The organism is Halopseudomonas sp. T1L2 (assembly GCF_055397385.1).
In genome coordinates this window covers 3,435,762-3,452,389 of record NZ_AP040865.1, presented here as the reverse complement: position 1 = coordinate 3,452,389, position 16,628 = coordinate 3,435,762, and the positions used below count along the sequence as shown (strand labels likewise).

Here is a 16,628-nt window from a genome sequence, read left to right as displayed (position 1 = left end):
ACCGCGCATACGTCAATCAAAGCCTTTCGCTGCACCAATATCTCTAGCAAAGAATCACCGCACACTTGCCTTACATCAGCCAAGCGTTCATGCAGGTTGATACACTCCAAGCGTTCATGTGCAGGAGAGCCGGAATGCAAGCCAACCCTGAGACCCTATTGGATGTCATCATCATCGGCGGTGGCCAGGCGGGTCTGGCTACGGCGTACTTCCTGCGACGTACCGGCCTGTCATACCTGATTCTCGATGCAGAAGACGGGCCTGGCGGCGCCTGGCGGCACGGCTGGAACTCGCTGCGGCTGTTCTCTCCCGCCACCTGGAGCTCCATCGCCGGCTGGATGATGCCACCGGTAGCGGACGGCCATCCTGCCCGCGACCACGTGATCGACTACCTGAGCCGCTACGAGGAGCGCTACCAGTTTCCGCTTCAGCGCCCAGTGCGTGTCACTGCACTCGAACGGATTGAGGGAGGGCTGCGCGTACGCGCCGGGCAGCAGCACTGGCAGGCCAGAGCCGTGGTCAGCACCACTGGCACCTGGAGCAACCCCTATATTCCCGCCTATCCCGGCGCCGAGTCGTTTCAAGGCCAGCAACTGCATTCGGCCCACTATGTCGAGGCCCAGCCCTTTGCCGGCAAGCGCGTACTGGTTGTGGGCGGCGGCAACTCCGGCGCACAGATTCTTGCCGAGGTCTCCAAAGTGGCAGACGCCACCTGGGTGACCGCTACCGAGCCTCTGTTCCTGCCTGATGACGTTGACGGGCGCGTGCTGTTCGAGCGCGCAACCGAACGCTGGAAAGCCCAGCAGGAAGGCCGCGTCATCGACCAGCCGGTGGGTGGCCTGGGTGATGTGGTGATGGTGCCGCCCGTAGTCGACGCAAGAGAGCGCGGCGTTTTGCACGCAATTCGCCCCTTCACTCGCTTCACCCGCAACGGTGTGGTGTGGCCCGATGGTTCCGAGACCGAGGTCGATGCCGTGATCTGGTGCACCGGTTTCAGGCCCGCATTGGGCCACTTGGCGAGTCTGGGGCTCATCAACGATGAGGGCCGCGTCGAGGTTCAGGGCACCCGCGCCACCCACGAACCCAGGCTATGGCTGGTGGGCTATGGCGAGTGGACCGGGCTAGCTTCCGCAACCCTGATCGGCGTCACGCGCACCGCCCGCAGTACGGCCACCGAGATAGCGCAGTTTCTGGCTGACGGAGAGAGCTGAGGACAAGCTCTTGTTAGGAACCCAAGTGCGCAAGAACGCCGAGCCACCAACCCTCAGCGCCGCACTAACGCCGCCCCTCGCCCACTCCCGCAAAACTGCTGATACTATCGCCCCAACAAGCAGCCAGCCCCTGACAGACCGAGAGTGCGGCCCGTGGACCAATTGAATCTTCGCCATTTGCAGTATTTCTGGATGATTGCCCGAACGGGGTCGATTGTGCGGGCGGCGGAGAGTCTTGACCTGTCGCCGCAGACGCTGAGCGGCCAGCTGGCAACGCTGGAGGCGTCGCTGGGTGGTGCGCTGTTCAAGCGAGCCAACCGCTCGCTGCAGCTGACCGACTTCGGCAAGACGGTGTTTTCCTACGCCGACGACATTTTCCAGTCTGTGCAGTCGTTGACCGAGGTTCTGCAGCAGCCGCCGGAAAATCGCCCGTTGACGCTGGCTATCGGCATCGCCGCCTCCATCCACAAACTGATCGCCTACCATTTGACCGAGCCTGCGCTGTCGCAGCCGCGGCCGGTGCATCTGGTCTGCCAGACCGGGGAGACGGGGCAGTTGCTGCGCCAACTCGGCCAACGGGAGCTGGATATTCTGCTGACCGACCGCCAGCCCGACTTCAAGGACGCCGGCCAGTTTCGCGCCACGCGGCTGGCCAGCTCGTCCATATCCCTGTTTGCCACCCCGGAGCTGGCCGCGCGGCTCAGGCCCGGCTTTCCCTTGAGCCTGGACCGCCAGCCCTTTCTGACGACCTCTCTCAATGCGCCCTATATCAACGAGCTGATGAACTGGTTTGCAGCCAAGCGGATCCGCATCAATGTGGTGGCCGAGGTCGACGACAGTGCGTTGATCAAGGTATTCGGCCGCCAAGGGCTGGGCTACTTTGCCGCCCCGACGGTGATTCACGATGAGGTATGTCGCCAGTACGAAGTGGAGTGTATCGGCTCGATTGGCGAGGTCAGAGAGACGCTCTACGCCGTCACCCGCGCGCGCTCCAGCGGCAACCCGGCCATTGAGGCACTGTTGAAGTCTCGGCCCGAGCTGGACGATAGCATCGAAAAAATCGAACTATAAATTCCAAATAGATCGATTTATAAAGACCCTCATTTAGCTGACCCTGAATCCGTCAAAACTGTTCGGAGACAGGTCATGAAAACCATCCATCAGTATCAACTGGCCAATGACAAGCAGGTGACCAGCCTGGCCCTGCGCGAGGGGTTCCGGATCGTGCGCTGCGAGTATGTGGTTGCCCAGAAACGCGTATACCTGTGGGTCGAAGAGCCACTGAAGATCGACCTGCCGGTAAGCGAGCATCAGTTCATGGTGGTTGGCTCGGGTGTGCCGGTGCCGGTTAGCCATTGCTACGTAGACACGGCCGTTGATCCCTTTGGCCCGGAGGCCTTCCATGTCTATCAGGTGGTGAACAATGCTGCCAGCGCAACGGACGAGGAACGCTCGGTGCACAGACCGCCTGCAGAGAACGCACTCAGGCTCAGCGCCTGAAGCCTGAAACTCACCGACCAGAGCCCCGCACAGGGGCTCTTTTTTGGCCTACGCTTTTTAATCAAGCCCCTGCGGAACATGCTTCATGCCCGATATCATCGTCATGTTTTTCATTCTTGGTCTGATCGCCGGCTCCCTGCGCTCGGACCTTGCCATCCCCAAGGCGGTCTACGACATCCTGTCGCTGCTGCTGATGCTGACCATCGGCCTGAAGGGTGGCATGGCCCTGCACGGCAACCTGCACTGGTCGCTGCTGGGGGAAGTGCTTGCCGTTACCGCGCTGGGCTTTCTGATTCCCTTGCTGCTGTACCCATTGCTGCGCTATCTGGTGCGCCTGAACGGGGCGGATGCGGCCAGTTTCTGCGCCCACTACGGCTCGGTAAGCGCCGGTACCTTTGCGGTGGCGCTAGCCTGGACCGAGTCACGCGGAATGATGGTCAGCGGGCAGGTCACGCTGTATCTGGTGCTGCTGGAGCTGCCCGCAATTATCACCGGGCTGTGGCTGTATCGCCGACTCGGTAGCCCATCCGGCCCGGCCCAAACGGTTGCGAGTACGCCGCTCTGGCAGGAGACGCTGACCAACCGCAGCGTAATTCTGCTGGTGGGCGGTGTGGTGATTGGCCTGCTGTACGGCAAGCAAGGCGGCAGCCAGGTCACTGGCGCGCTGACCAGCGGATTTTCCCTGATTCTTGCGCTGTTCTTGCTGGAAATGGGTCTGGTAGCTGCAGAAACCCTGCGCAAGGTCCGACTGCAGCACTGGCGGGTTATCGCCTTTGCCCTGTGCATGCCCACACTGCTGAGCTTGCCGGGCATGGCGACCGGGCTGCTGCTGGGGCTGGCTCCGGGCACGACGGTAATCCTCGCGACCCTGACCGCCAGCGCCTCCTACATCGCCGCTCCGGTCGCGGTGCGCCACGCCATTGAAGAGGCCGACATCGGGCTGGTAATGCTAGCCTCGCTGGGCGTCACCTTCCCGTTCAACGTGCTGGTGGGCATTGAGCTGTACGCTAGCATCCTGCAGCGGCTGACCGGCTAACGGCTCAATGTACGGGCAGCCCGGAGGCTGCCCGTGACAGCGGCTGCCGGAGCACCGATACTGCGCGCAACAGAATCCACATCAACAGCTGGATGACCCGCGGAGGACAACACCCTGGCAACCCTGAAATACCTCGCGGGCTACAGCCCCGATCTGCGCCAGCAGGTCCAGCAGTTGATCGATCGTGGCCAGCTCGGCGCCTGGCTTGAGCAACGTTACCCGTCCGGCGAGCAGCATTCGATCCAGACCGACGCTGCACTCTACGACTACACCCAGCGCCTCAAGCAGCAGCACATGCGCAGTAGCGGGCCGATCAGCAAGGTGTTGTTCGATACCCGCATGCACGTGATCGACAATGCGCTGGGGCAACACCAGTTTGTCAGCCGGGTGCAGGGCGGCAAGTTGAAGAGCAAGAACGCGATCAAGATCTCGGCCATCCTCAAGAGCCTGCCCGAGCCGCTGCTGCGCATGGTGGTGGTGCACGAACTGGCGCACCTGCGCGAGAAGGAACACAACAAGGCGTTCTACCAGCTGTGCCGGCACATGGAGCCGGACTATCACCAGCTGGAGCTGGACCTGCGGCTGTTCCTGACCCTGCGAGACGGCTAGCGCGTTTGCGGGTTGGCGTGCAGCCAGGCGGCCAACTCGGCAACGGCCTGGGGCGCCGTTCTGCTGGCACCGACCCAGCTGCAGGCCAGCATCAGGTTGCGCGGCAGGCCGAAGTTCTCGACCACAAAGCCGTCCGGACACAGCCCCTGCTCATCACGCGGCAGTTGCTCGATCATAGGCTGTTGATCGGGGAAGTACGCCCACACCGGTTTGCCCAGCGCACAGGCAAAGCCCACCTCGAAGACGGTGCCGGAATCCGGCTCGTTACCGCGAAAGTGGCCCAGATTGGCCAGCACCGCGTCGGCGCGGCGCAGGCTGTCGAGGTTGGCCTGACAGATCCAGCCAGCCGGGTCGCTCAGCCCCTCCGGCAGGGCCGCATCCAGCGGATAGAGCCCTTCCAGGCCATGCGTGGCGCACAGCGCCTTGAGATACTCGCCGCGCGCCTGTGCGTCGGGATAGAACACGTCAAAACCGGCCAGATATACCGATGGCACCGGGGATCTCCTGCGTGGATCAGACAAGCGGATTCAGCGTGGCAAGGTCTGCGGCCTGGTCCAGATCGAGACAGACACCGGCATCCTCCACCGCCAGCACCTTAACGCAATCGGCATGGGCGCGCACAATCTCGCGTCCGCCGCGGTCACCACTGAGGGTCAGCAGCTGCGGCCAGAAACGCCGGCCGAACAACACCGGATGGCCGCGCTGACCCTGCCAGCTCGGCAGCACAATATCCTCCGGACCACACCGCTGCGCCAACGCTTGCAGGGTGGTCGGCTGGATACACGGCATGTCGGCGAGCAGCACGGCGATTGCCTCCGCATCACCGTGCCGCAGATATTCAATACCCAGTACCAGCGAGCTGGCCATGCCCTGCGCGCTATGCGGGTTGAACAGCACGTCGACCGCCTCCGGCAGCGCCAGTGCTTGCGGGTCATCATCGCTGCGCAGCACCAGAGTTACCGCGCCGAAGGCCGCCAGTGCGTTCTCCAGTGCACGATTGAGTACCGTCTGGCCGCTGGCCAGACGTGCCTGCCGTTTGTCGCCGCCGAAGCGCCGGGAGAACCCGGCGCCAAGCATCAGGGCGGCAACCCCTGGCATCAGGCCTTGGCGTCCAGCAGCATCACTTCGCGCTCGGCAATCAGGCCTGCCAGCGCCTTGCCCATTGCCTGATAGTGCGGCGCCTGACGGTGCGCTTCGATGGCCTCCATCCCGGCCCACTGCTCAACAAACACGAAGCGACTGGCATCGCTGCGGTCGTGGTGCAGCACATAACCTCGGCAACCGGCCTCGGCGCGCGACGGCTCGACCGCGTCGGCAAGGATGGCTGCGACCTGTTCGGCTGCGCCAGGAACGGCGCGCAGCACCGCTACGACGGTAATGATTTCGGACATTTAATTGCTCTCGATAGTGGAGGGTGCTGGCAAATCCTGCTCGCACCCGTCATGGATATGAATTGCAGAAGGTTCGTGGATAGCAGACCGCCGCTGCTGCAGCTGGCCACCGGCGCGTTCGTTGAGTACTGCTGTGATCTCGCCCAGAATCGCCAGCGCGACGGCTTCCGGGGTATCGCCCCCCAGGTCGAGACCGACCGGGTAATGCAGCCGCTCGACGCCCGGCAAGTTGGCTTGCGCCATGCCGGCCAGCAGCCGCTCGGTGCGCTCACGCGGTCCGAGCTGGCCGATGTAGCACGCCGACGACGCCAGCGCCTGCGCCAGCCACCAGGCATCCTGCTGCAGACTGTGGGTCATGACCACTACCGCCGCGTCGGCCAGCAAATCCTTCAGTGCGAAGCTGTTGTCCAACTGCCCGAGCAACACCGCATCGGCCTCCGGAAAGCGACTGCCCCGGGCAAAATGCGCCCGACTGTCAATCACCGTCACATGCAGGCCCTGCAGTTTGGCCATCCGCACCAGCGGCTGGGCATCGTGCCCGCCACCGAAAATCACCAGCCGCTGCGCCGGGCGCAGGTGCTCGATCAGCACCTCAACCGCGCCACCGGGCTGAAGAAAGCGATGCAACGCAGCACGTCGGGCAGAGCGCGCCAGGCGCAGCAGTGGCAGCAACGGCGCCGACCAGGCATCGGGCAGGCAGCCCTGCAGCTGATCATCGGCAGTCAGAAGCAGTCGCTGCCCGAGCAACTCAGGCTGTGATGCGCTGACGACGGTCGCCACACTGAGTCCAACAGCGCCATTGATCAGCGCCCGGCAGCCATCCAGCAACAGCTGACAGGCCGCGGAATCGACACGCTCGAACAGCAGGTGCACGGTACCGTTGCAGCCGAGGCCAAAACGCACTGCCGCATCGCCATCTTCATCATCTTCGGCGGTGCTGTAGCTGCGCAGCGCCGGCCCGCGTTCGGTCAACCAGCGCGCCGTGCGCGCCACCTCGCTTTCCAGGCAGCCGCCGCTGACAGTCCCCTCGGTCTGCCCCAGGGGGTTGATCAGCATCCGCGCGCCGGGGCGGCGGTAGGCCGAGCCCTCGACCTTGACCACCGTTGCCAGCACCGCATCGTCGCCCTGCAGGGCGGCCTCATCGACCGCCTTGAGCAGCTGTTCCACTGCAGACATCACACCTCCCGCTGTCGGCTCAGTGGCCGGTGTTACCGCGCTTGGCCGCAACATCCTCAGCACTGAGGCTGCTGCCACTCTGACCGAAGTGCTGCAGCACGAAGCTGCCGACCGCAGCCAGCTCGGCATCCTGATAGCCCGCAGCGAAGGATGGCATCTGCTGGTCTACCCGTGCGCCCGGGCCGCCGTGACCGCGCAGCAGGATACCCAGCAGGTTGGTGCCGGCCGGATCATTGACGGTTTTCAGGCCGCCGAGCGCGGCAATCGGCGACTGGGTGCCGCTGCCGTCCCAGGCATGACAACCGGCGCAGTTGCCGGCAAACAGCTTGCTGCCGAGCGCACCATCGGCTACCGGGGTCGCATCCGGCACCACCTCGGGCCGGGCGATGCCGGTGGCCTGCGCCGGGGTGCTGAGCAGGTAGGTCGCGATGGCAGACAAGTCGTCCGGGGTCAGATGGCGCAGGCTGTGATTGACTACATCACCCATCGGCCCGCTGGCCACGCCCTTGCCCGGGGCATACCCCTTGCTGAAATAACTGACCAGTTCGGCCGGCGACCAGGCACCGATGCCATAGGTCTCGTCCGAACTGATGTTGTAGGCCTGCCAGCCCTGCACCAGGTTGCCCGCCAGCGGCTGGCTGCTGCTCAGCGCCTGGGCAAAGTTGCGCGGGGTATGGCACTCGCCGCAGTGACCCGGCCCTTCGACCAGATAGGCGCCACGATTCCACTCCTCGGACTGGTTCGGATCAGGCTCGAAGCGTTCGTTATCGTGAAATACCAGGTTCCAGAAGAACATGCCCCAGCGCTGGTTGTAGGGGAAACTCAGGGTGTTCTCCGGCACCGTATTGCTGACCGGTTCCAGGCTGAACAGATAGGCCTTGATGGCCTTCACTTCGTCGTCCGGCATCAGGGTGTAGGAGGTGTACGGAAAGGCCGGGTAGTAGCGCTTGCCGTCCTTGCCGACGCCCTCATGCAGGGCGCCGAGGAAGTCGGCGTCGGTCCAGTCGCCAATGCCGGTCGCCTTGTCCGGGGTGATATTGGGCGAATACAGCGAGCCAAACGGCAGCTTGAATTCGACACCCCCGGCGAACGGCTTGCCGCCCGGGACAGTGTGGCAGGCCACACAGTCGGCCGCGGCGGCCAGATACTTGCCACGGGCGATCAGCTCATCGTCAGCGGCCTGCACGGACAGCGCCGAGGCAGCCAGCCCCAGCCCGAGAATCACGGATTTGCTCAGATGCATGGGTTCAGCTCCTTAAACCGGGAAGTAACCAGCGCGGCTCAGCGGCAGACGCCGCAGACGCTCGCCGGATGCAGCCGCCAACGCGTTGAGCAGCGCCGGACCAATCAGTGCGGTCCCGGTTTCGCCGACTCCGCCGGGTGACTCTGTGCTGGGCACAATGTGCACCTCGACGCCGGGCGCTTCACCGATGCGCAACTGCCGGTAGGTGTTGAAATTGCGCTGCTGCACCTGGCCCTGCTCAATCGTGATTTCATTGAACAGCGAGGCCGACAGGCCGAACAGGGTGCCGCCTTCAATCTGCGCCAGCACCGAGGTCGGGTTGGTCACCAGACCGCAGTCGATGGCACTGACCAGACGTTTGATGCGGATGCCCTTGTCCGCCTGCATTTCCAGCTCGACCACGGTCGCGACGAAGCTGCCGAACACCGCGCTGACCGCAATGCCACGCCCCTGCCCGGCCGGCAACGGCGTTTGCCAGTCGGCCTTCTCGGCAGCCAGCTTGAGCACCGCCTGGGCCCGCGGATGCTTGTCCATCAGCGCCAGCCGGTAGTCGACCGGATCCTTGCCGGCGTTGTGCGCCAGCTCGTCGATAAAGCACTCCACCGCCAGCGTGCTGCGCAGCGGCCCTACTCCGCGCCACCAGGAGACCGGAATCACCTTGGGCTCCTCGCGGATGTAATTGACCTGCAGACTGTCCAGCGCATAGAGCGGGTCAATGGCCACTTCCACCGCATCGGCATCCACGCCGCTCGGCGGCAGGCTGCCGACATAGCGCGCCAGCACCGACGCGCCGGCAATGCGATGCTGCCAGCCCTGCGGCTTGCCGTCGGCGTCCAGTGCGGCGGTCAGCCGGTCGACGTAGTGCGGACGGTACATATCGTGGGTCATGTCCTCTTCGCGACTCCAGATCAGCTTGATCGGGTAACTCACCTGCCGCGCAATCGCCACCGCCTGGGCGATGAAGTCGTAATCCAGCCGGCGGCCGAAGGCGCCACCAATCAGCTGGTTGTGCACGACCACCTGCTCCGGCTTCAGCCCGGTGATGCTGGCGGCAGTCTGCTGGGCAAACACCGGCACCTGAGTGCCGACCCACAGGTCACAGCCATCCGGGCGCACGTGCGCTACGCAGGTCATCGGCTCCAGCGGCGAATGGGACAGGAACGCCTGTTCGTACACCGCTTCAAAACGGCTGCTGGCCGCCTCCAGCGCTGCTGCAACATCGCCGCTGCTGTGAGCAACCACGCCGTCTGCGCTGGAAGCCTTTTGCAGCGCCGCATCCAGCTCGGGCGAGCTGATCGAGGCGTTCTCGCCCAAATCCCATTCGATCTTCAGCGCCTTGAGCCCCTGCTGACAGGCCCAGTAGTTGGTTGCAGTCACCGCAACAGCGTTATCCAGCGTGACCACATCGCGTACACCCGGTACCTGCCGCGCCGCGCTGGCATCAACCGATTTCAGGGTGCCGCCGTAAACCGGACAGGCCAGGCTGGAGGCAACCAGCATGTCCGGCACCTGCAGGTCGATGGTGAACTTCGCCTTGCCGTTGACCTTGTTCGGGGTATCAATGCGGCGCGCCGGGGTGCCGATCAGGCGGAACTGATCCGGGGTTTTCAGGGTAATGCTGGCTGGCAGCGGCAGGGTGCTGGCCAGATCGACCAGCTCGCCATAGCCCGCCTGACGATCGCCCGGCCCGTAGACCACGCCCTCGCGCGCCTCGCACTGGGCAGGGTCGACCGACCATCGCTGAGCAGCCGCCTGAATCAACAGCAGCCGCGCGGTGGCACCGGCCTCGCGCAGGGGCTGCCAGGCATGCCGTGTGGACGTCGACCCGCCGGTAGCCTGAAATTGCATGATCGAGTCCGTGTAGAGTTCGGCGTCCGGTGGTGCATCCTCGACGCTGACATCAGCCAGTCGCACTTCCAGCTCCTCGGCCAGCATCATGGCGATACCGGTATGCGCCCCCTGCCCCATCTCGATTTTCGGCGATATGACGGTCACCTTGCCGTCGTGGCCGACGCGCACATAGGCCCCGTAGCCGCGCGGCGTCTGATCACCGAGACGGCCGGCGGCGGTCGCTTCGGCCGCGACGCTGTCCGGGATAAATCCCGGCAACCAAGTGCTGAGCACCAGGCCGCCCATCACTGCGCCGGAGCCTTTCAGGAAGCCGCGCCGAGAGACCTGCCGTGATTGCCTGCTCATGCCTGATCCCCCTTGCCGACGTCCTTGATGGCCGCACGAATGCGGGTGTAGGTCGCGCAGCGACAGATATTGCCCGCCATACCGGCGTCAATCTCCGCATCGCTGGGGTTGGGTTGGCGCTGCAGCAGCGCGGTGGCCGACATGATCTGACCGGACTGGCAGTAGCCACACTGCACCACCTCGTGCTCCAGCCAGGCCTGCTGCACCTGACTGCCCAGCGCCGACTCGCCAACCGCCTCGATGGTGGTCACCGCACGGCCGGCCACAGCACCCACCGGCAGCACGCAAGAGCGCACGGCTTCACCGTCCAGATGCACGGTACAGGCGCCGCATTGGGCGATACCGCAGCCAAACTTGGTGCCGGTCAGACCGAGCACATCGCGCACTACCCAGAGCAGTGGCATGTCGGCGGGAACGTCGAGCTCATACCGCTCGCCGTTAACGGACAACTGGATCATAAGTACCTCGTCAGGCAACGCAGGTTATTGGAGTTCCGTTCACTGTAGCACTCGAGGCAGGCATGGGACGTTGCGACGCAGAACGCCCTCAACAAGACGCATGACAAACGCCGGGACAGCTGCCGCCAATGTCGTGAAAAACGGACAGAATGCAGGGAGGATAACCAGCACGACGGCAGGGCCGATAGCACAAAACCCCGAAAGCCTTGCGCTATTGCCCAGCGGCCGGCCCCGTTGGCACTACTGCCCACACTCCCGTTCGGCGACCTCGCGAATCATCGCAATGGCGCGCTTTGCAGGTGGTGACAAACTGCGATCGGCGAGCTGCATCAGGTGGCTGTGCAGACGGTATTGCAGCGCCGGAAGATCAGGCGGCAGCCAGGCCGTCAGGTCAACCAGCGCTTCCTGAGCCAGATCCTCCTGCAGCCAGCCATCCCAGGTAAAAAGCAGGCTGTCAGTGTTAAGCACGGTATGGCGCAACAGGGACAGGCTGTTGCAGCTCATCAACGCCCGTGGCCTGACCTCGGATGACAGCCCCAGCAACGCCAGCAACTGCGGCAAAGAGGCATCATCCAGCAAGGCGGCAGACCAGGGGTAGTCAACCAGCAGCTCGGCCCGAACCGGACGGCCGGCTGACAGCAGCGGATGCTGCGCACGACAATAAATCGCGGTGGCCCGAGCCGGCAGTGGCGTGACCGCCAGACCCGGCGGAGGCTGCAACGGCCCGGTACCTCCGACCAGAAACTCGATGCGCTCCTGCTCCAGCAGACGCAGCAGATTCTGCCAGTGGTCGACCTCCACATTCAGCCGCAGCCCCGGGCAATCACGCCGCAGCCGCGGCAGCACCTCCTGCATATAACTGTGCGCTGCCAGCAGACCAACGCCGAAGTTCAGCTCGCCCCCCTCGGCATCGGCCAGAAACTGCGCCGACGCACTCAGGCTCTCGGCCCGTCGCAACAGGTCACGGGCCTGCTCCAGCAGTTGCCTGCCCGCCGCAGTCAGTTGCACGCTGCGGGTTCCCCGGTCGAACAGGCGCAGCTGCAGGTCGTTTTCCAGCGACTGAATGCTGCGGCTGAAAGCTGTTTGCGACAGGTGCGCACGCTTGGCCGCCCGGGAGAAATGCAGCTCCTCACTGAGCAGAACCATGTGAGTGAGACGCTTCAGATCAATTAATGAACTCATTGCATCAATAACTCGCAATATATGCATTGGACCTGATGTATAGCACTAACCAATACTGCCACCCAAGGGGCTGCTGCCCAGCCAGCCCGCCAAGAACAACAAGATAAAAGGGGGGACCCCATGAAACGCACAACCCGATGGCAGCACACCTGCCTGTCCCTGCTGCTCGGCGGCCTGCTGGCCGGCCCGGCACTGGCGGACCAGCAACCGCTCGACGCCCGCGCCAGCGATCCGAACGTCATGGGCTGGATGCAGGGCTTCCCGCCGGCAGCCGACAAACAGATCAACGCCCGCAACTACCTGCTGTTTCCACAGACCCGCTGGTCTTTCTCGCATATTCGCCAACTGCTGCCGACGGCGACAGTCGGCCGCGGCACCGGTGCCGTCAGCCCATTGCCCGACGCCCGCCGGGATGACATTGACGCGGTGCAGTTCAAGCTGGCCGACGGCTCGCAGATGAGCTGGGAGCAATCGCTGGCAGCCAATTACACCGACGGCATCGTGGTGCTGCACCGCGGCCAGGTGGTCTATGAGCGGTACTTCGGCGCCCTGCAGGCCGACCGCCCGCACATGGCCTTCTCGGTCACCAAGTCGTTTATCGGCACCCTGGCGGCGATGCTGGTTGAAGAGGGTGTGCTGGACGAGCAGGCTCCGGTCTCGCACTACGTTCCCGAGCTGAAAGACAGTGGCTTTGGCGACGCCACCGTGCGTCAGGTGATGGACATGACCACGGCCATTCGCTATTCCGAGACCTACTCCGACCCGAGCGCCGAAATCTGGGAATACTCAAGGGCCGGCAACCTGATACCGCGCCCGGCCGACTATGACGGCGCCACATCCCTGTACGGTTTTCTGCAGAAGGTACAGCCCGAGGGGCAGCACGGCGAGGTGTTCGCCTACAAGACGGTCAACTCCGACGTCCTCGCGTGGATCGTTCAGCGCGCCACCGGCAGTTCCTTCGCCGACCTGTTGCAACAGCGGATCTGGAGCAAGCTGGGCGCCGAACAGGACGCCTACATCGTGGTTGACCAGATCGGCACCCAGTTCGCTGGAGGCGGCCTGAATGCCAGCCTGCGTGACATGGCCAGGTTCGGCGAAACCCTGCGCAACAACGGTCGCTTCAACGGCCAGCAGATCATTCCGCAAGCGGTGGTTGCCGATATCCGCCGAGGCGGTGATCAAAGCAAATTCGCCCCCGCCGGTTACGCCACCCTGCCCGGCTGGAGCTACCGCAGTATGTGGTGGGTGTCGAACAACGACCATGGCGTGTTTGCGGCGCGCGGTATCCACGGCCAGACCATCTACGTCGACCCCAAGGCAGAAATGGTGATCGCCCGCTTCGCCTCCAACCCGGTGGCGGCCAACGGCGCCAACGACCCGATCTCGCTACCGGCCTACAACGCGCTGGCACAACACCTGATGCGCAAACCGTAACAGGACTGGCAAAGGCGCCATGCCTGCAAGGTCAGCTTTGCCGGTCGATCCAGTTGCCCCGTAAAAGCACCGCGCCGGATACCAGGGGCATCCGGCGCGGCATGGAAAAAGCCGGGCTACCTGCATCGCACAGGTAGCCGCTGCACTCAACGATCAATCAGGGCAAAGGCGCCCTCACGATCCAGCCGCACCCAGAAGTGCGGCGCGCCTACCGACACCAGGCCGGCAGCAGTGCTGCACTCGGCACCCACATCAGCCGGCAGGCTGGTCAGATAGCTGCTGTCGTAGTCCAGTGCACTGAGGCACTCGGCTGCTACCACCGGCTCCCAGCTGCCCTCTGCATCATTCCAGCGAGCCAACTGCAGGCTGCTGGCATCCGCGCCGGACGGCACGTTGAATTGCAGCACGAAGTCATCACCACGCGAATCATCATCCAGCGTCCAGTTGCTGTTGACCCGGCCTTCCGGCAACAAATAGGGCTGTTTGCCCAGCTCGCTGCCATCTCCGTAGCTGCCGGCGAAACCGGTGTCGACGGCCAGGCTCTTCTGCGCCCCACGCGCACCGTTGTAGGTGCCATCCTGGCCCTGAATTCCGCTGACCAGCAGAACCGCACTTTTTGCTCCCTCACGCGCGGCTACCCAGCTGAGCGATACCTGCTTTTTGAGGTCGATGGTCGTCTGGCGGATTTCCACCTCTTCGTCTTCCGTGCCCGCGTTGATCAGGCGCACGCGCTGGCTGTTGTTCAGGTTCGGGTTATAGCTGGCATGGGGAATATGCAGCCAGCGGTAGTAGCGAGCGGCAAGTGCAGAGTTGCTCTGCGCGGTTGAGACACCTGGCTCGACGCTGGTGGTACGGGTGCGGGTGTCGTAGCGATTGAATATACGGTTCTCGCCATCCAGAATCCGCGCCGCCTCTCCCGATCCGGCCACACACAGACTGGTGCGGTAACTTTTGTCATGGGTCATGTTCAACTGATTGCCGGCGGGGATGCTCGCCGGAAACACGATCTTGTCGCAACGCTCGGCGGAGCGGGTAAAGCGGTCGATCAGCTTCCAGTCCGGCGTTGCCAGCTCGCGCATGCCATCTTCGTTGCTGCGAATCGTGTGGCTTTCGTAGTAGGAGCGATAATCGACCAGTGTGCCATTGAACGTCAGAATCGAGGCGTTGACGTCGAGAGTGCCATCGACACTGCCGTCGTTGATTTTGGTCATGACCACCTGCTGGATCAGTTCGCTCTCGCCATAGCGGCTGTCGTAGCCCTTGTAGGACGCGTTACCGCTGACCAGTTCGGTGTAGTGTCCACCGTAGTACCCCGAAATCAGACTGCGAAGGTACTGATGCTCATGACCGGCGACATAGATGACGTCATTATCGGCAAACAACTGGCGATAATCCTCGTGCACCAGCAGAAACTGCTGATCCCCGACGGAGGTGTCATAGGCTTCTACCGCACGCTCGCGGATGTTGCCGTAACGGCTGCCGACCATGGTGTTATGGGAAGACACGATGATGTGATCAACCTGATCACGGTAGGTTTCGATCATCTCCCGAACAAAGTCATAGGCGAACGGAATCTGTCCGTACGAAACCGCGACAATAAGCACGTTGTCCCGCACCAGGGCATAGTTCTTGTCTGCCTGACCGGCCATCTGAATGGCGTCGTCCGGAATCAGGTCACTGACGTTGTCATACCAGTCCTGATCAGTGCCCTTGATATCGTGGTTGCCCTGCAACGGCAGCATGACGAAGTCATCCCGGTAATCGTCGACAACACTGCGCCACTGGGCATACTCGGCAGGAGTGGCCTCCTCAGACAGATCACCGACAATCAGCAGCAGGTCGACGTCCTGCTCACGGTAAAACTCCATCAACGCACGCATCGGCATCACCGACGCATTCTGACCTCCGCCCTGGGTATCGGGAATGATCCCGACCCGCAGGGTCGGTGCCTCCGGCGCAACCGGCGGCCCTCCAGCATCGCTGCTGCTACTGCTTTCCGACGAAAGGCAGCCGGTCAACAGACCTGCCGCCAGTAAACAAACCAATCCTGTACGAATAAACATGGCGCATCCTTAACGAACCATATGAGTGAGTCGCAAAGGCTACCGATGCGCTGTGAAAGCCCCGAGACAGAGCGGTTACACTCTGATCACAAGAATGTTGCATGGAGCAGCGGAGTTACCGCACGAAGCGATAGAAGAGGTTGGGCTCGCTGACGACAAACAGCTCGCCGCGGCTATCCAGCACCACGCCTTCCGGCTGCGGGATGTCGGCATCAAGGCCGCCACCAGCCCGCAGGCTGCGGCGGTCGAGAAGCGCCCCGTCAGAGCCCAGTTCAAACACCACCTGCGACTCATCACTGAGCAGCAACAGGTGGCCGCTGTCAGGCTCGACGGTGATGGCGGAAAGGTCTTTTGACACACCGGCGGCATCGACCCAGGCACTCAGATCCCGGATATCGAGTTGCAGATTTCCAGCCAGGGTGGGACGCAGGCCGCTGATGCGGTAGAGCTGCTGGGCGTCACGTTCCTTGACCACGTAAAGCAGATCACGCCGGTGGTCGTAAGCGGCACCTTCAAAACCCTTGTTGTCATCCGACAAGGCCAGTCCCAGCGTCAGTTGCCGCGCCTGATCACGCCTGATCGGGGCAGGATGCGCGGGAAGACGGACCACATTCAACCGCTGCACCCGCTCTTCAACAATCAACAGCAGCCCGTCGCCCAGCCAGGCCAGATCTTCCGGGTCCTCGAAGCCGATCAGTGGATAGAGGCCAAGCAGCCGGCCCTGTCGGTCAAGGGCCAGTACCTGAACAGGGCCCGCGTTGGTGATCGCCAGCAGCCGGTCGTTATCGGCATCGTGGGTGATGCCGGACAGGTCATTGCCGATGCCGGCAATGACCTGTGCCTGATGCTTCACCCGGTAATCCGCAAGCCCGAACACGCCGCGCCCGTCGCTGATCGCCGCACCGCTGAAGCGGAATCCGGTCAACTCGACCAGCGTGTATCGCCACGCAAAGACTGCCGCCATCACACTCGCGGCAAGCAGCAGTAACAGCAGGCGTTGCGGCCAGCGTCTGCGCCTGAGCGGCCCGCCCCATTCAAGCGTGCCCGACATGGAGACGCCCCTTGCTGTTATGCCGCTTCATCCAACCTGCTCCTGTTCGCTGTCGGGCCGATACTAGGCGACAGCGGT

The 16,628-nt window shown here is 63.4% G+C and carries 16 protein-coding genes; 6 read left to right on the top strand and 10 right to left on the bottom strand.

The features are described from left to right. The first annotated feature begins 134 nt into the window (after positions 1–134). The 5 genes from ACZ5WQ_RS16300 (at position 135) to ACZ5WQ_RS16280 (ending at position 4,356) form a co-directional block, all read left to right on the top strand. Positions 135–1,211 carry an ArsO family NAD(P)H-dependent flavin-containing monooxygenase gene (locus tag ACZ5WQ_RS16300; protein ID WP_464382687.1) on the top strand — a complete coding sequence of 359 codons (1,077 nt, stop codon included), beginning with the start codon at positions 135–137 and terminating at the stop codon, positions 1,209–1,211. A gap of 153 nt (positions 1,212–1,364) precedes the next feature. Next, entirely contained in the window at positions 1,365–2,282 is a 918-nt protein-coding gene (locus ACZ5WQ_RS16295; RefSeq protein ID WP_088277051.1) for a LysR family transcriptional regulator, read from the top strand. 75 nt (positions 2,283–2,357) lie between these two features. Next, positions 2,358–2,711 (top strand): DUF7352 domain-containing protein, encoded by a 354-nt coding sequence (locus ACZ5WQ_RS16290; protein WP_269688108.1) that lies wholly within the window; start codon positions 2,358–2,360, stop codon positions 2,709–2,711. 85 nt (positions 2,712–2,796) lie between these two features. Further along, the gene (locus tag ACZ5WQ_RS16285) at positions 2,797–3,747 is read left to right on the top strand and encodes a sodium-dependent bicarbonate transport family permease (protein WP_088277053.1); all 951 of its coding nucleotides are present in this window, start codon (positions 2,797–2,799) and stop codon (positions 3,745–3,747) included. A gap of 114 nt (positions 3,748–3,861) precedes the next feature. Continuing rightward, entirely contained in the window at positions 3,862–4,356 is a 495-nt protein-coding gene (locus ACZ5WQ_RS16280) for a M48 metallopeptidase family protein (RefSeq protein WP_228245570.1), read from the top strand. On the opposite strand, the gene ACZ5WQ_RS16275 is transcribed toward ACZ5WQ_RS16280, so the two are convergent. From ACZ5WQ_RS16275 to ACZ5WQ_RS16240, 8 genes are all read right to left on the bottom strand, one after another. Continuing rightward, a complete protein-coding gene (locus ACZ5WQ_RS16275) occupies positions 4,353–4,850 on the bottom strand; it encodes a nucleoside 2-deoxyribosyltransferase (protein ID WP_269688109.1) in 498 nt (165 codons plus the stop codon). The two genes, ACZ5WQ_RS16280 and ACZ5WQ_RS16275, sit on opposite strands and share 4 nt — an antisense overlap. A 19-nt stretch (positions 4,851–4,869) precedes the next feature. Next, positions 4,870–5,454: a nucleotidyltransferase family protein gene (locus ACZ5WQ_RS16270; protein ID WP_269688110.1), complete on the bottom strand. Its 585-nt coding sequence runs from the start codon at positions 5,452–5,454 to the stop codon at positions 4,870–4,872. After that, positions 5,454–5,747 carry a putative quinol monooxygenase gene (locus ACZ5WQ_RS16265; protein WP_088277061.1) on the bottom strand — a complete coding sequence of 98 codons (294 nt, stop codon included), beginning with the start codon at positions 5,745–5,747 and terminating at the stop codon, positions 5,454–5,456. The genes ACZ5WQ_RS16270 and ACZ5WQ_RS16265 overlap by 1 nt, the downstream gene beginning before the upstream one ends. Then, entirely contained in the window at positions 5,748–6,923 is a 1,176-nt protein-coding gene (locus tag ACZ5WQ_RS16260) for an XdhC family protein (RefSeq protein ID WP_269688111.1), read from the bottom strand. Between the two features lie 19 nt (positions 6,924–6,942). Then, positions 6,943–8,166 (bottom strand): cytochrome c, encoded by a 1,224-nt coding sequence (locus ACZ5WQ_RS16255; RefSeq protein WP_464382686.1) that lies wholly within the window; start codon positions 8,164–8,166, stop codon positions 6,943–6,945. A 12-nt stretch (positions 8,167–8,178) separates the two neighbouring features. After that, positions 8,179–10,362: a xanthine dehydrogenase family protein molybdopterin-binding subunit gene (locus ACZ5WQ_RS16250; RefSeq protein WP_464382685.1), complete on the bottom strand. Its 2,184-nt coding sequence runs from the start codon at positions 10,360–10,362 to the stop codon at positions 8,179–8,181. Next, entirely contained in the window at positions 10,359–10,820 is a 462-nt protein-coding gene (locus ACZ5WQ_RS16245) for a (2Fe-2S)-binding protein (RefSeq protein WP_088277069.1), read from the bottom strand. The genes ACZ5WQ_RS16250 and ACZ5WQ_RS16245 overlap by 4 nt, the downstream gene beginning before the upstream one ends. A 240-nt stretch (positions 10,821–11,060) precedes the next feature. Beyond that, positions 11,061–12,002, bottom strand: coding sequence for a LysR family transcriptional regulator (locus ACZ5WQ_RS16240; protein ID WP_160003197.1), 942 nt, complete (start codon positions 12,000–12,002; stop codon positions 11,061–11,063). A gap of 120 nt (positions 12,003–12,122) precedes the next feature. On the opposite strand from ACZ5WQ_RS16240, the gene ACZ5WQ_RS16235 reads away from it, so the two are divergent. After that, entirely contained in the window at positions 12,123–13,436 is a 1,314-nt protein-coding gene (locus ACZ5WQ_RS16235; protein WP_464382684.1) for a serine hydrolase domain-containing protein, read from the top strand. A 146-nt stretch (positions 13,437–13,582) separates the two neighbouring features. On the opposite strand, the gene ACZ5WQ_RS16230 is transcribed toward ACZ5WQ_RS16235, so the two are convergent. Together ACZ5WQ_RS16230 and ACZ5WQ_RS16225 are read right to left on the bottom strand one after the other, a co-directional pair. Continuing rightward, positions 13,583–15,499 (bottom strand): metallophosphoesterase family protein, encoded by a 1,917-nt coding sequence (locus ACZ5WQ_RS16230; protein WP_464382683.1) that lies wholly within the window; start codon positions 15,497–15,499, stop codon positions 13,583–13,585. 115 nt (positions 15,500–15,614) lie between these two features. Then, on the bottom strand, positions 15,615–16,550 hold the full coding sequence (locus ACZ5WQ_RS16225; protein WP_464382682.1) for an SdiA-regulated domain-containing protein: 936 nt from the start codon (positions 16,548–16,550) through the stop codon (positions 15,615–15,617). Positions 16,551–16,628: the final 78 nt, after the last annotated feature.